The sequence below is a fragment of the Streptomyces sp. H39-S7 genome, assembly GCF_027158205.1.
GTDB lineage: Bacteria > Actinomycetota > Actinomycetes > Streptomycetales > Streptomycetaceae > Actinacidiphila.
Genome location: NZ_JAPVLU010000023.1, coordinates 90,623 through 103,107, shown reverse-complemented (window position 1 = coordinate 103,107; position 12,485 = coordinate 90,623). Strand labels below are relative to the sequence as shown.

General features: G+C 72.2%; 14 protein-coding genes. 4 read left to right on the top strand and 10 right to left on the bottom strand.

Annotation, left to right across the window (positions count from 1 at the left end):
* Positions 1 to 71: 71 nt before the first annotated feature.
* Positions 72 to 515, top strand: coding sequence for a helix-turn-helix domain-containing protein (locus O3X23_RS22955; protein WP_269273367.1), 444 nt, complete (start codon positions 72 to 74; stop codon positions 513 to 515).
* On the opposite strand, the gene O3X23_RS22950 is transcribed toward O3X23_RS22955, so the two are convergent.
* Entirely contained in the window at positions 487 to 684 is a 198-nt protein-coding gene (locus O3X23_RS22950) for a DUF397 domain-containing protein (RefSeq protein WP_269273366.1), read from the bottom strand. The genes O3X23_RS22955 and O3X23_RS22950 overlap by 29 nt on opposite strands.
* Positions 685 to 695: 11 nt before the next feature.
* The gene (locus tag O3X23_RS22945; protein ID WP_269273365.1) at positions 696 to 1,586 is read right to left on the bottom strand and encodes a helix-turn-helix domain-containing protein; all 891 of its coding nucleotides are present in this window, start codon (positions 1,584 to 1,586) and stop codon (positions 696 to 698) included.
* Between the two features lie 218 nt (positions 1,587 to 1,804).
* Here O3X23_RS22945 and O3X23_RS22940 point away from each other — a divergent pair, with 218 nt between their 5' ends.
* Positions 1,805 to 2,206: an ATP-binding protein gene (locus O3X23_RS22940; RefSeq protein ID WP_269273364.1), complete on the top strand. Its 402-nt coding sequence runs from the start codon at positions 1,805 to 1,807 to the stop codon at positions 2,204 to 2,206.
* 82 nt (positions 2,207 to 2,288) lie between these two features.
* On the top strand, positions 2,289 to 2,792 hold the full coding sequence (locus O3X23_RS22935; protein WP_269273363.1) for a peptidylprolyl isomerase: 504 nt from the start codon (positions 2,289 to 2,291) through the stop codon (positions 2,790 to 2,792).
* A gap of 71 nt (positions 2,793 to 2,863) precedes the next feature.
* Here O3X23_RS22935 and O3X23_RS22930 read toward each other — a convergent pair whose 3' ends face one another.
* Complete coding sequence (locus O3X23_RS22930) at positions 2,864 to 3,250, bottom strand: cupin domain-containing protein (RefSeq protein ID WP_269273362.1); 387 nt, start codon at positions 3,248 to 3,250, stop codon at positions 2,864 to 2,866.
* Between the two features lie 75 nt (positions 3,251 to 3,325).
* Here O3X23_RS22930 and O3X23_RS22925 point away from each other — a divergent pair, with 75 nt between their 5' ends.
* Positions 3,326 to 4,123 (top strand): helix-turn-helix domain-containing protein, encoded by a 798-nt coding sequence (locus O3X23_RS22925; protein ID WP_269273361.1) that lies wholly within the window; start codon positions 3,326 to 3,328, stop codon positions 4,121 to 4,123.
* Here the strand turns inward: O3X23_RS22925 and O3X23_RS22920 are convergent.
* The 7 genes from O3X23_RS22920 to O3X23_RS22890 all read right to left on the bottom strand — a co-directional run bounded on the left by O3X23_RS22920 (position 4,120) and on the right by O3X23_RS22890 (position 12,390).
* Positions 4,120 to 5,406 (bottom strand): geranylgeranyl reductase family protein, encoded by a 1,287-nt coding sequence (locus O3X23_RS22920; RefSeq protein ID WP_269273360.1) that lies wholly within the window; start codon positions 5,404 to 5,406, stop codon positions 4,120 to 4,122. The genes O3X23_RS22925 and O3X23_RS22920 overlap by 4 nt on opposite strands.
* Before the next feature lie 116 nt (positions 5,407 to 5,522).
* Entirely contained in the window at positions 5,523 to 7,622 is a 2,100-nt protein-coding gene (locus tag O3X23_RS22915; protein ID WP_269273359.1) for a zinc ribbon domain-containing protein, read from the bottom strand.
* Between the two features lie 128 nt (positions 7,623 to 7,750).
* Complete coding sequence (locus O3X23_RS22910; protein ID WP_269273358.1) at positions 7,751 to 8,449, bottom strand: demethylmenaquinone methyltransferase; 699 nt, start codon at positions 8,447 to 8,449, stop codon at positions 7,751 to 7,753.
* Between the two features lie 64 nt (positions 8,450 to 8,513).
* The gene (locus O3X23_RS22905) at positions 8,514 to 9,671 is read right to left on the bottom strand and encodes an ABC transporter permease (protein WP_269273407.1); all 1,158 of its coding nucleotides are present in this window, start codon (positions 9,669 to 9,671) and stop codon (positions 8,514 to 8,516) included.
* A 98-nt stretch (positions 9,672 to 9,769) separates the two neighbouring features.
* Positions 9,770 to 10,477: an ABC transporter ATP-binding protein gene (locus O3X23_RS22900; RefSeq protein WP_269273357.1), complete on the bottom strand. Its 708-nt coding sequence runs from the start codon at positions 10,475 to 10,477 to the stop codon at positions 9,770 to 9,772.
* Positions 10,467 to 12,023 (bottom strand): peptidoglycan-binding protein, encoded by a 1,557-nt coding sequence (locus O3X23_RS22895; RefSeq protein ID WP_269273356.1) that lies wholly within the window; start codon positions 12,021 to 12,023, stop codon positions 10,467 to 10,469. The genes O3X23_RS22900 and O3X23_RS22895 overlap by 11 nt, the downstream gene beginning before the upstream one ends.
* Entirely contained in the window at positions 12,016 to 12,390 is a 375-nt protein-coding gene (locus tag O3X23_RS22890; protein ID WP_269273355.1) for a hypothetical protein, read from the bottom strand. The genes O3X23_RS22895 and O3X23_RS22890 overlap by 8 nt, the downstream gene beginning before the upstream one ends.
* Between the last annotated feature and the right edge of the window lie 95 nt (positions 12,391 to 12,485).

Below are 12,485 nucleotides of genomic sequence, written 5' to 3'. Positions count from 1 at the left end.
TGTTCGTCCGGCGGCGGATGAGGGGTTTGGGGTGGAAGGAATGACCAGTGGGCGAGTTGGCGGGAGGCGTAATGGCAAGCCGGCACACCCGCTGGGTTCCCTCCGGCCTTGAGGCCGAGGATCCCGAGCGGATCGCGATCCGAGAGTCCCTGGCGTTCGGCAAAGCCCTGTATGACCGCCGCGAGGCCCTCGGCCTCAGCACGGGAGAGCTGGCGGCGCGGGCCGGCATGACGCAGGACGACATCGAGTGCATCGAAGAAGGCGGCACCGAGCCGACGATAGTGCTGCTCCGCACGCTGGCCGCCGCACTGGACTCCGACGTCCGTCTGACGCCGGGGCACGAGCTGGGTTCGCTGTGCTTCGAGGCGCGCGGGCCGCGCAGCGGGCCTGCCCACCGGCAGGCGCGCAGCGCCGGGAGCCTCCCCCCTCCCCGCGCAGACGCACCACTTCGCGGGGCTCTGACCTCAGCCACCGCGCCCCAGCCGGCTACAACGCGCCGACCTCGTCAGCCTTGATCCTTCGCAGGAACGCCGCCCAACGGGCGGGCGTGGTGGTGAGGATCTCGCCGGGGCGGTCGCTCTCACGGAAGTGGACTTGGCCCGTGGGGGCGGCCATCACTTCGAGGCAGTTGTCGGATATCCCCGTGCCACTGAAACTCGACTTCTGCCAGATCCGATCCGTCATTGATCTCCCTCTCACATGCGGTAGAGCAGGTGCTGAACCAGCCCCAGGGAGTCCCTCCGTGCGTAAAACTTGGACTCGGGTTCGGGGTCGAGCGGTGGTAGGGCCACCGTACTCAGCCGTTCGAACGCATCCGTGAACTCGGTCAGGTGATCCGGTTCGCCGAGGAAGAGCGGTGCCACGGGATGCTCCACGTAGACGGTGCCCAGCTCGGGCGCCACCGAATCGAACAGAGCGAAGGGCGTGCCGAAGGCCGCCGGGTAGGTCTGGGCGCTGAAGGGCAGGATCTGGATCCGGATGTCCGGAAGCCGGGCCAGCTCGACAAGGTGCTCGATCTGGTGGCGCATGATGTCGGCGCCTACGAACTGCATGTGCAGCGCGGCTTCGTGGATCACCATGTGCAGCCTCCTGCGTGAGCCGCCTTTGAGGATCTGCTGTCGCCGGAGCCGGAAATCCACCGCCCGGTCCAGCTCGTCTGAGCCGGCGTCGCGGTTGCCGATCTCGAACAGGGCACGCATGTACTCGGGCGTCTGCAGCAGACCCTGCACGAAGACCCACTCGAAGCTCCGATGAGCCGTGCAATCGGCCTCAATTTCGGCCAGGTCGAGCGCGGGCGCGGAGTGGGAGTCGCGGAATTCCGTCCACCATCCCTTGCCTGTCGCCTGTCCCATCTCAACCAGCGCATCGACCAAGGTCCGACTGTTGCAACCATAGGCATCCGCCAGGGCGCGCAGTTTTTCCTCGGGGATGGCCGTACGTCCCATTTCGATGTGGCTCATGTGGGCGCGACCCAGCCCGGCGAGGGCTCCGGCGTCGGTGGCGGACATGCCGCTCAACTCGCGAAGCCTGCGCAGTTCGGCACCCAAGCGGCGCTGCCGTTGCGACGGGTTGGACCTCAGGCCCATCACTACCTCCTCGACGGATCATGCGCAGTCTGCCCGTCGGCCGGGGGCGCGGTCCACTCGTTCGGAGCACTTCCGGCGATTAGGTTGCAATCGCTACACGCTGTTCTCTACCGTCTGACCAACTCGCCCCCTTGCGGCGGAGCCACACCGCTACTCCAGGGCGAGTTGACCCCACGTCAATACCTTGAGGGCAACCGGACACCCGGAGGCATCGCGTCATGCCAGGACCCGACTTTTCTCTCGTCTTCCCGCCCGATCCCGTCTGGGTGCGGTCCGCTCGTGAGGCCGTGCGCGCGCTTCTGCGGAGTGCGCGGCGGGACGATCTCACCGATACCGCGCTGCTGTTGACGTCCGAGGTCGTGACCAACGCCGTCAACGCGTGCCACAGCAGCGGCTGTTCGATACCCGTCACGCTGTCCGCCGAATGGACCCGGGCCGACGCCTCCGGGACGCTGCGCGTCCTCGTGCACGACTCCGCGCCCGGGCTGCCCGCCGGGCGGGCGGCCGAGGGGGGTGACGAGTCGGGGCGGGGGCTGGCGCTCATCGGGGACTGTGCCACCGAGTGGGGGGTGCGGGCCACCGACGCGGGGCCGGGGAAGTTCGTCTGGTTCACCCTGTGAAAGGGCAGGTCACAGCAGACGGGGGGCGTGCTGGGGGGGCGGGAATCGGCTGGTGGGGGGTCGGGGTGTCAGGATGGGGGGCATGACCATCAGCGTGTACTTCGACATCACCATCGACGACGCCCCCGCCGGGCGCATCACCTTCAACCTGTACGACGACGTGGCGCCCAAGACCGCCGAGAACTTCCGCGCCCTCGCCACCGGCGAGCAGGGCTTCGGCTACGCGGGCTCCTCGTTCCACCGCGTCATCCCGGGCTTCATGCTCCAGGGCGGCGACTTCACCCGCGGTGACGGCACCGGCGGCAAGAGCATCTACGGCGCGAAGTTCGCGGACGAGAACTTCACCCGCAAGCACACCAAGCCGGGCCTGCTGTCGATGGCGAACGCCGGGCCGAACACCAACGGCTCGCAGTTCTTCATCACCACCGTGGCCACCCCGCACCTGGACGGCAAGCACGTCGTCTTCGGCGAGGTCGCCGACCAGGCCAGCCAGGACCTGGTGACGAAGATCGAGGGCTACGGCTCGCGCAGCGGCAAGACCTCCGCCAAGGTCACCATCTCCGCCTCCGGCGTCGTCAAGGACTGACCCGCACCAGCGGACGTATGACGGACGCGCCGGGGCGGCGGTACCCGCCTCCCGGCGCGCGTCAGCAGCTCTCAGCCCTCCAACTCGCGCGCGGCCTTCGTCATCGCTCCGCCCGCGTCGCCGGTGTTGACGACCCCGGCGGGCTCCAGCAGCAGGATGGCCGTCTCCTCCTCCGCGGCCGTGCAGTGCTCCACCCCGCGCGGGACGACCACGAACTCCCCCGGATCGAGGAACACGTCCCCCGCCCGGAAGCGGACCGTGAGCCGGCCGCTGACGACGAGCAGCAGCTCGTCGGTGTCCTCGTGGCTGTGCCAGACGAACTCACCCTCCAGCTTGGCGACTTTGACGTCGTAGTCGTTCACGCCGGCGATCCGGCGCTGCGCCCACTGCTCGCTGAACCGGCCGAGCGCGGCGGCGATGTTCACGACGGGCGGCAGGGCGGTCTCGGGCATGGTCATGGGAAGGCCTCTCTGATCGGCTGGTTCCCCTGAGCGTGCCGCGGCGCGTCACCGGCGGTCTTGTACGTTCCTCGCATGGGTGACATCACCGCTTGGCGGCCGGCGGTCCCGGGCATCAGCGAGGTCTTCCACGCGCACTTCCTGGACCACGCCTATCCCGCGCACACGCATGACACGTGGACGCTGATGATCGTCGACGACGGGTCGGTGGACTTCGGCCTCGACCGGCACCGGCACGGCGCCTCCGGGACCGACACCGTGGCGCTGCTGCTGCCGCCCAACGTGTTCCACGACGGCCGGACCGCGACTCCCGCCGGTTTCCGCAAACGGGTGCTGTACCTCGACAGAAGCGTGCTGCCCGAGACCCTGACCGGCACCGCCGTCGACCGTCCCGTCCTCACCGACGGGCTGCTGCGCCACCGCATCGGGCAGCTGCACGACTCCCTCGGCCGCGCGGGGGACGCCTTCGAGGGCGAGTCCCGGCTGGCCTTCGTCCGGGAGCGGCTGAACGTCCACCTGGCCACAGGCCGCACCCGCCGGCCCGGCCAGGAAGCGGCCCGGCTGGCCGTCTCGCTGCGCGAACTGCTCGACGCCCGGGTGGCGGAAGGCATCTCCCTGCACGAGGCGAGCGCGCTGCTGCGCTCCCACCCCACCCATCTGATCCGCTGCTTCAAGCAGACGTACGGCCTGCCGCCGCACGTGTACCTGACCGGGCTGCGCATCGACCGGGCGCGGCAGCTGCTGCTCGCGGGCGGGCGCCCGGCCGAGATCGCCACCGAGGTGGGGTTCTACGACCAGGCGCACCTGAACCGGCACTTCCGGCGGCACGTGGGCACCACGCCCGCGCGGTTCGCCCGACACCCCACGAGCTAGGAGTTCGGAGCCACCTTGCTCAGACCGTTGATGATGCGGTCCATCGCGTCGCCGCCAGTCGGGTCGGTCAGGTTGGCGAGCATCTTGAGCGTGAACTTCATCAGGACCGGGTGGGTGAGACCGCGCTGGGTGATGACCTTCATCACCCGCGGGTTGCCGATCAGCTTCACGAAGGCGCGGCCCAGCGTGTAATAGCCGCCGTACGTCTCCTTGAGGATGCGCGGGTAGTTCTGCAGGGCCAGTTCGCGCTGGGCGGGAGTCTGGCGGGCGTTGGCCTGGACGATGACGTCGGCGGCGATCTGACCGGATTCCATCGCATAGGCGATGCCCTCGCCGTTGAACGGGTTGACGAGGCCGCCGGCGTCGCCGACGAGCAGCAGGCCCTTGGTGTAGTGCGGCTGGCGGTTGAAGGCCATCGGGAGGGCGGCGCCGCGGATGGGGCCGACCTGGTTCTCCTCGGTGTAGCCCCAGTCGGCGGGCATCGAGGCGCACCAGGTCTTGAGGACCTCGCGCCAGTCCAGCTCCTTGAAGGCGCTCGACGAGTTGAGGATGCCGAGGCCGACGTTGCTCGTGCCGTCGCCCATGCCGAAGATCCAGCCGTAGCCGGGCAGCAGCCGGTCCTCGGTGCCGCGCTTGTCCCAGAGTTCCAGCCAGGATTCGAGGTAGTCGTCGTCGTGGCGGGGCGAGGTGAAGTACGTGCGGACGGCCACGCCCATCGGGCGGTCCTCGCGGCGGTGCAGACCCATGTGCAGGGAGAGCCGCGTCGAGTTGCCGTCGGCGGCCACGACCAGCGGCGCGTGGAAGGTGACCGGGGTCTTCTCCTCGCCGAGCTTCGCCTCGACGCCGATGATGTGGCCCGTGCGCTCGTCGCGGATCGGGGCACCGACGTTGCAGCGCTCGTGCAGCCGGGCGCCGGCCTTCTGGGCCTGACGGGCGAGCAGCTCGTCGAAGTCCTCGCGCTTGCGGACGAGTCCGTAGTCCGGGTACGAGGCCAGCTCCGGCCAGTCGAGCTGGAGGCGGACGCCGCCGCCGATGATGCGCAGCCCCTTGTTGCGGAGCCACCCGGCCTCTTCGGAGATGTCGATGCCCATCCCGACGAGCTGCTTCGTGGCGCGGGGGGTCAGCCCGTCGCCGCAGACCTTCTCGCGCGGGAACGCGGTCTTCTCGAGGAGCAGGACGTCGAGTCCCGCCTTGGCCAGGTAGTACGCGGTCGTCGAACCGGCGGGCCCGGCGCCGACGACGATCACATCGGCCTTGTTCTCGGACAGGGCGGTGTCGGTCACGGTGGGCTCTCCGGTCTCGGCGAGGGGTCTTGGCTCCGACCGAGTCTATGAGGCCGCCGCCCGGAGGCGAGCGGCGGCTCTCGGTGCGGATCCGGACGGGCGGCTCACGGTGTGCCTCAGACGGAGCCGCTGGGGAGGCCGGCCGGGTTGTCGGACGCGCCGCCGGTCGGGTCGTCGGTCGGGCTGCCGAAGGGCGTGTCCGCCGTGCTGTCGGTCGGGCTCGCGTCGTCGGACGGGCTCGAACCGTCGGACGGACTCCCGTCGTCGGACGGACTGGCGCTGTCGGACGGACTGGCCTCGTCGCCGGGGACGGCGGGCGAGGACGTGGACGAGCCGGGTTCGGCCGGTTTGTCGTCGTCGCGGTTGTACAGCATCACGCCCGCGGCGGCCGCGCCCCCGATCGCGAAGGCGCCGAGCATGATCAGACCGATCACGAGCAGCCGGTTGCGGGGCGCGCGGGCCGGCTTCCCGGGCGGGGCGTTGAGATCCAGCAGGAGTTCCGGTTCGCCGAAGCCGCCGGCGGGCGGCGCGCCGTGCGGCCGCTCCTCGTACGGCTGCAGGTGGTGTGTCCGCGGGTCCTCCGACGGCTGGTCCTGCGGCTGCGGGCCCGGCTGTCCGTGGCCGGGCTGTCCATAGCCCGGCTGCCCGTAGCCCGGCGGGTAGGCGGGCGCGTGCCCGGGTGGGTAGCCGCCCCACCCGCCCTGCCCGCCCTCGCGCACCCGCAGGAAGAACGTCACCGCCAGGACCCCGCCGAAGGACCACAGCAAGCCGAAGAGCAGCGCCTCGGGAACGAGGGATGCGGCCCCCACCGTCACGGACCTGCTGCCCTCCGTGTAATCGGCCTCCGCGCCCCCGAGCGCGATCAGCAGGACGAAGAGCCCCGCGTGGAAGCCGGCGGCCAGCCACTGCTCGCGCCGGTCGGCACAGAGGCGGACGGCCACGAGGCCGAGGATCAGGGCGCAGACCACGCCCGCGGCCACGGCCCCGGGAACGGCCCAGCCGTTGTTGAACTTGTCCAGGTCCGACAGGCCGAACCGCTCGGTGTCGTAACTCGTTCCCGAGCGGGTCGCTTCGACCGGCACTCCCCAGGCGAGGCCCAGGGCCGAGACCCCGCCGTTCAGGACCAGGATCGTGACGCCCGTCCACGCCCCGCTGTTCATCTCGTCGGAGTGGTAGGACAGGACGATCAGGACGATGACGGCGCAGAGAGCCACGCCGGTGCCGAGCGCCAGCATCGCTGCCCGCAGGGCGCGGGCCGCGGCGGCCAGTCCCGGGCTGGTGGCCGACGGCCCGTCCCACCGGTCGCGGCACAGGACGAACAGGCCCACCAGCAGGCTGAGCACGAAGGCCCACAGGAGCACGGTGAACGGCCCCGACGAGACCTCGACGCGGCCCCCGGAGTTCTCCTCCGACACGGTGTAGTCCGGCTGGGCGAAGAGCGCCAGGACGAGAGCGGCGACCGCGCAGACCACCGCGACCCGGATCGCCGCCTCGGCGCCGGTCTGGGTGCGGCGCAGGTGGCGCAGGGCCAGGACGAGGGCGAGCGCCCACAGGACGGTGACCACGAGCGGCACGACCGACAGGGTGATGGCGTCCTGCGTCGTCGAGCTCAGGAGGGGGGCGGCGGTCGAGTCGGAGTCGTCGTAGGACGAATCGCTGTCGTTCGACCAGAGCTTCACGCCGAGGACGCCGCCCACGCCCTGGAGGACCATGGCGAGGTAGCAGCGCAGCCTCGTGCCGTAGCCGACCTCGGCCGTGTCGAGCTGCCGGTTGGACTGCGTCGCCAGCACCGCGGCGAACACCAGCAGCACCGCGGTCGGCCACAGAGCCGCCTTCAGCGGTCCCGTCCAGTCGCCGGAGACGGTACGGCGCAGGAACAGGGCCACAGGCGAGGGCGCCTGCGGCACCGCGGCGTAGGGCGACGGTGCGTACGGCGGCGGCGCGTAGGCGGGCGGGGCGTAGACCGGCGGCCCGGACGCGGGCGGCCCGTAGGACGGCCCGCTGTACGGGGGCGGCGGGCTCGGCGGGCTCGGTGGCTGCCCGGGAACCGGTGGCGCCTGCCCCGGGACCGGTGGCGCCTGCCCCTCGGCCCGCGGAACCTGGTCCTCGGCCGGCGGTTGCGCCGGTATCGGCGGCGCCCCCAGGTCACGGCCGCATCTCCGGCAGAAACGCGCATCGTCCGCCGACGCGTCGCCGCAGGCGGGGCAGAACGGCATGGGGCACTCCGGAGGTCGGGAACGGGTGTCGGGACGGCTGTGGGAACAGCCGTCGGGGAACGGCCGTCGAGACCGCCGTCCTCGTTCAGACCCCGGAGTTTATTGTCACCGCCCTCACAACTGCGCGGCTATTGACCGATCTTGGCCGCCCGGTGCAGCGCGACGACACCGCCGGTGAGGTTGCGCCAGGCGACCTTGGACCAGCCGGCCCCCTGGAGCCGGGAGGCGAGCGCCGCCTGGTCGGGCCAGGCGCGGATCGACTCGGCGAGGTAGACGTACGCGTCCGGGTTGCTGCTCACGGCGGTCGCGACCGGCGGCAGGGCCCGCATCAGGTACTCGGTGTAGACGGTGCGGAACGGCTTGAACGTCGGGCTGCTGAACTCGCAGATCACGACCCGCCCGCCCGGCTTGGTGACGCGCAGCATCTCGCGCAGGCCCGCGTCCGTGTCGTGCACGTTGCGCAGCGCGAAGGAGATGGTGACCGCGTCGAAGACGCCGTCGGCGAACGGCAGCCTGGTCGCGTCGCCCGCCGTGAGCGGCAGGGACGGGTGGCGCTTCTTGCCCTCGCGCAGCATGCCGACGGAGAAGTCGCACGGGACGACCTGGGCGCCCGCCTCGACGAAGGGCAGTGAGGAGGTGCCGGTGCCGGCACCGAGGTCGAGCACGCGCTCGCCGGGCCGGACGTCGAGGGCCTGCGCGACGGCCTTGCGCCACAGCCGGGCCTGGCCGAGGGACAGCACGTCGTTCGTCAGGTCGTACTTGGCGGCTACGTCGTCGAACATCGCGGCGACTTCGTGCGGCTGCTTTTCCAGGGAGGCTCGGGTCACGGGCCCATTCTCCACCCCGCGCCCGGCCGCCCCCGCAGCGGCCACCCGCAGGAGCACCCGCCGGTCAGCGGCGCAGGGCCTCCGCGGGCTGGATCCGCGAGGCCCGCAGGGCCGGGTAGAGGCCGGCGAGCAGGCCCGTGAGCAGACCGATCACCGGGGCGACGACGACTGTCGCCGGATGGACGACGGGCGTCCAGTCCCGTGCGACGGCGACGATCACGACCGTGAGGCCGCCGAGGCCGGTGCCCACCAGCCCGCCCAGCGCCCCGAGGGCGCCGGACTCCGCCAGGAACTGGGCGGTGATGTGCCGGCCCCGCGCCCCGAGGGCGCGGCGCAGCCCGATCTCGCCGGTGCGTTCCAGGACGGCGACCAGCGTGGTGTTGGCGATGCCCACGGCCCCGATGACGAGGCAGATCGCCGCGAGGAGGAGGAAGAGCTGGTTGAGGTCGCCCGTGACGGTGCCGCGCAGCGTGCGGGGGTCGGGCGGCGGGACGGCCTTCAGGTACTCGGGGTGGTCCGGGCGCAGCGCGGTCGGGGCCTCGTCGGCGATCTGTCCCGCGGCGCCGATCCGGGTGGCGACCAGCATCCTGGCGTCGCCGCCCTTCGGCGGGCCCCAGACCCGCTCGGCGGTGGTGCGCGGCACGATCACCGACAGCAGGAGGTCGGCCTTGCGGCGGGTGTCGTCGATGATCCCGACCACGGTGAACGGCTGGTCGCCGATGAAGACCGCCGGATACGTCTCCAGCGTGGTGATGCCGAGGCGGGCGGCGATGCCCGAGCCGATCACGACGACCGGCTGCGCGCTCCGCGACAGGTAGTCGTCGTAGAGCCTGCCCTGCGCGAGGTGCGGGTCCGCCGCGAGGAGCGCGCCGGGGGACGCGGCGACGATGCCGATCTCCTCGCCGTCGGAGGCCGCGCCCACGGGCGAGGAGCGGACGGTGGCGCTGCCGGCGGGGTGCACCGCCCAGTACACCCCCGCGTGCTCCACGCCGCCGAGCCGGCCGATCCGGTCGTCGGCGTCGGCCGGGAAGACCGGGCCCGCGAACGCGTTCTGCTGGATGCTGACGTCCTCGATCGTCACCTCGGTCGCGGTGAGCAGGTCGAAGCGGGAGTCGATCTGCGAGGACGTGGTGGCCGTCAGTCCGAGGATCGCCACGAAGGTGCCGACGCCGAGGACCGTGCCGAGCGCGGTGAGCACGGAGCGGCCGGGGCGCTGCAGCATCCCGGCGAGCGACTCGGAGAGCAGCTCGCGCGGCGGGAGCACGGACGGCTCGACGGGACACCGTTCGCGCCCCCCGCGGCCCGCACCGAACCTCCACCTCACACCGCGGCCCGTTCGGTCAGCACGCCGTCGCGGATCGCGAGGGCGCGCGCGCCGCGGGCGGCCACCAGCGGGTCGTGGGTGATCACGACGACCGTCATGCCGTCGGCGTGCAACTCGTCGAGCAGGCCCAGGATCGCGCCCGCAGTGGCGGTGTCGAGGTTGCCGGTCGGCTCGTCGCAGAGCAGCAGCGACGGCTTGGACACCAGGGCCCGCGCGATGGCCACCCGCTGCTGCTCACCGCCGGAGAGCCGGGTGGGCACGGCGTCCAGCCGGTGGTCGAGACCCACCCTGGCCAGCGCCTCCCGGGCCCGCTCGTGGGACTCGGCGCGCGGCACGCCGCTGTACAGCAGGGCGAGCCGGACGTTCTCGACGGCGGTGCGGTACGGCAGGAGGTGGAAGGACTGGAAGACGAACCCGATGCGCCGGCCGCGCAGCGCGGTGCGGTCGGCGTCCTTGAGCGCGCCGGTGTCGATGCCGTCGAGCAGGTAGCTGCCGGAGGTGGGCACGTCGAGCAGGCCCACGATGTTGAGGAAGGTGGACTTGCCCGAGCCGGAGGGCCCGACGACGGTGACGAACTCGCCCGCTCCGACGGTCAGGTCGCAGTCGGTGAGCGCGGCGACCGGCGGCGGCCCCGGGTAGGTGAGCCCCGCCCGCCGCAGTTCGATGACCGCGGGAATCGAGGCCGGGAGTACCTCAGCTGCCACTGGAGGCGCCCTCGGACGCACCTTTGGCCGGGGCGCCCTTGACCCCGGTGACGACCCGGTCGCCTTCCGCCAGCGCGCCGCTCCCCACCGGGACGACCTCCACGAAGCCGTCCCCGGTCGTGCCCGGCCGGACCTCCACCCGGCGCTGCGCGCCCGCCTTCGCGACGACCGTGACGACCGTGCGGCCGTCCGCGCCGGCCGAGATCGCGGTGACGGGGACGACGAGCGCCATACCGTCGGTCGAGGCGGCCTCGACGGTCAGCCGGACGTCCTGCCCGGCGAGTTGCGGGTCCAGCGGCTGGTCGGGGCGGACCACCAGCGGATAGCCGCGCTGCCCCGAGGGGCCGCCCTGCTCCTGCGACTGCTGGTCCTGGCTCTGGCCCTGCTGGCCCTGCTGGCCCTGCTGGATCTGCTGGTCCTGCGACGTGGCTCCCGCCGCCTGCCCGCTGTCGACCGTCGTGGCGACCGAGACCACGGTCGCCGTCGCGGTCACCCCGCTGACCTCCGACAGGATCTGGACCCGCTGCCCAGGCCGTACCAGCCCCTTCTGGTACTCCTGCAGCGTGCCCCGCACCACCAGCGCCCCGGCCGACACGGTCATGACCGCGGACCCCGACACCTTCGACCCCACGTGCGCGGGGATGGCGTCCACCCGGGCCGGAAAGCCGTCCAGGTAGACCACTTCGCCCGCCGGCAGCATCGGTCCGTCGGTGGTGAGGACCGCCGCGAGGTCCGTCCGCGCGCTGCCCAGGTCCTCCCGGGCCCGCTGCACGGCCCGCTTGGCGGCCTTGCCGGTGGCGGGCTTCCCGGCCGACGGGTTCCCGGTCGCGCGGCCGCCGCCTCCCGGCTTCGCGGTCGGGGACAGGAACGGCTCGTTCGCCGCGGCCATCTCGTCCTGGGCGTCCTGCGCGTCCTGGAGGGCGCGTTCGGCCGCGACCACGGCGTCCCGCGCCGCCTTCACCGCCGCTCCGCCGTCCGTGTGGGCCGGCAGCGGGTCGTAGCCGATCGAGGCGTAGAACCCCGTCAGCGCCGCCTTCGTCCCGGGTCCGAAGGTCCCGGCGGGGTCGTCCCCCGACCGGTGGCCGAGTTCCGCGAGGGAGCGCTGCAGTTGGGCGACGTCGCCGCCGGTCGCGCCCGGTTTCAGGTCCCGGTACACCGGCAGCGCGCCGCGCAGGGCGAACACCGGCCGCCCGGACACCTCCAGCAGCACCTTGCCGTCGGTCACCATCGCGCGGGGAGCCACCAGCAGCTTCGTCACGACCGGGGTACCGGTTCCCTCCCCCGGCGTGACGGAGGGTGAGACGTCCACCGACTGCCCGGCCCGCACCGTGCCGCGCAGGATCACCGAGTCCTTGAGCACCCGGCGCTCCACCGGCGCGGTCAGCAGGTCGGGGGCGGGTGCCGCGCGCTCCGCGGCGGCCTGGCCGGGCGACTTGATGACCAGCGACGCGCCGGCGGCCGAGCCGGAGACCGCCAGAGCGCCCACCGCGACGGCGATCACCCAGAGGCGGCGCCGGGCCAGGAGCGGTGCGGGAGCGTCAGCCACCCTGGATCCCGTCGCCGCCGGACTTCGCCTGGCAGGTGTGCCAGATGGCGGCGGTGGCCGGGTCCAGCTTGAGCTTCTCGCCGAGCGCGGCGGGGTACGTGAACTCGCCGTTCGTCGGGCTGGGGTCCGGATAGTCCGCGATCCCGTGCTCCCGCATGCACTTCGTCTCCTGCCGCAGCGCCGCCAGGAAAGCCGGTGGGATGGGGTCGCTCGTGGTGGTGCCGCTCTTGCGTGGCTTGCCGTCACCCGCGCTCCCGGAGTCCGTGGAGCACCCGCCGAGACCCAGCGCCACGGTCAGCAGCGCGGGCAGGAGCAGCGGGATCGGGCGGCGGAAGGTACGGAACGGAGTCCGGTCTGCGCTGGGCACGATCGATCAGCGTAGCCGTCGTCGAACATCCGCTCTACTGTCCCAAAGGACAGTAGAGACAACGCGTTTACCTCTGGTCGCATAGTGCGCCGCCA

Bases quoted from the DNA above. Each gene is read 5' to 3' on its own strand.
- O3X23_RS22925 (WP_269273361.1), top strand. From the start codon at position 3,326: ATGGGTGACATCACCGCTTGGCGGCCGGCGGTCCCGGGCATCAGCGAG.
- O3X23_RS22935 (WP_269273363.1), top strand. From the start codon at position 2,289: ATGACCATCAGCGTGTACTTCGACATCACCATCGACGACGCCCCCGCC.
- O3X23_RS22915 (WP_269273359.1), bottom strand. From the start codon at position 7,622: ATGCCGTTCTGCCCCGCCTGCGGCGACGCGTCGGCGGACGATGCGCGT.
- O3X23_RS22950 (WP_269273366.1), bottom strand. From the start codon at position 684: ATGACGGATCGGATCTGGCAGAAGTCGAGTTTCAGTGGCACGGGGATA.
- O3X23_RS22955 (WP_269273367.1), top strand. From the start codon at position 72: ATGGCAAGCCGGCACACCCGCTGGGTTCCCTCCGGCCTTGAGGCCGAG.
- O3X23_RS22905 (WP_269273407.1), bottom strand. From the start codon at position 9,671: ATGCTGCAGCGCCCCGGCCGCTCCGTGCTCACCGCGCTCGGCACGGTC.
- O3X23_RS22940 (WP_269273364.1), top strand. From the start codon at position 1,805: ATGCCAGGACCCGACTTTTCTCTCGTCTTCCCGCCCGATCCCGTCTGG.
- O3X23_RS22930 (WP_269273362.1), bottom strand. From the start codon at position 3,250: ATGACCATGCCCGAGACCGCCCTGCCGCCCGTCGTGAACATCGCCGCC.
- O3X23_RS22945 (WP_269273365.1), bottom strand. From the start codon at position 1,586: ATGGGCCTGAGGTCCAACCCGTCGCAACGGCAGCGCCGCTTGGGTGCC.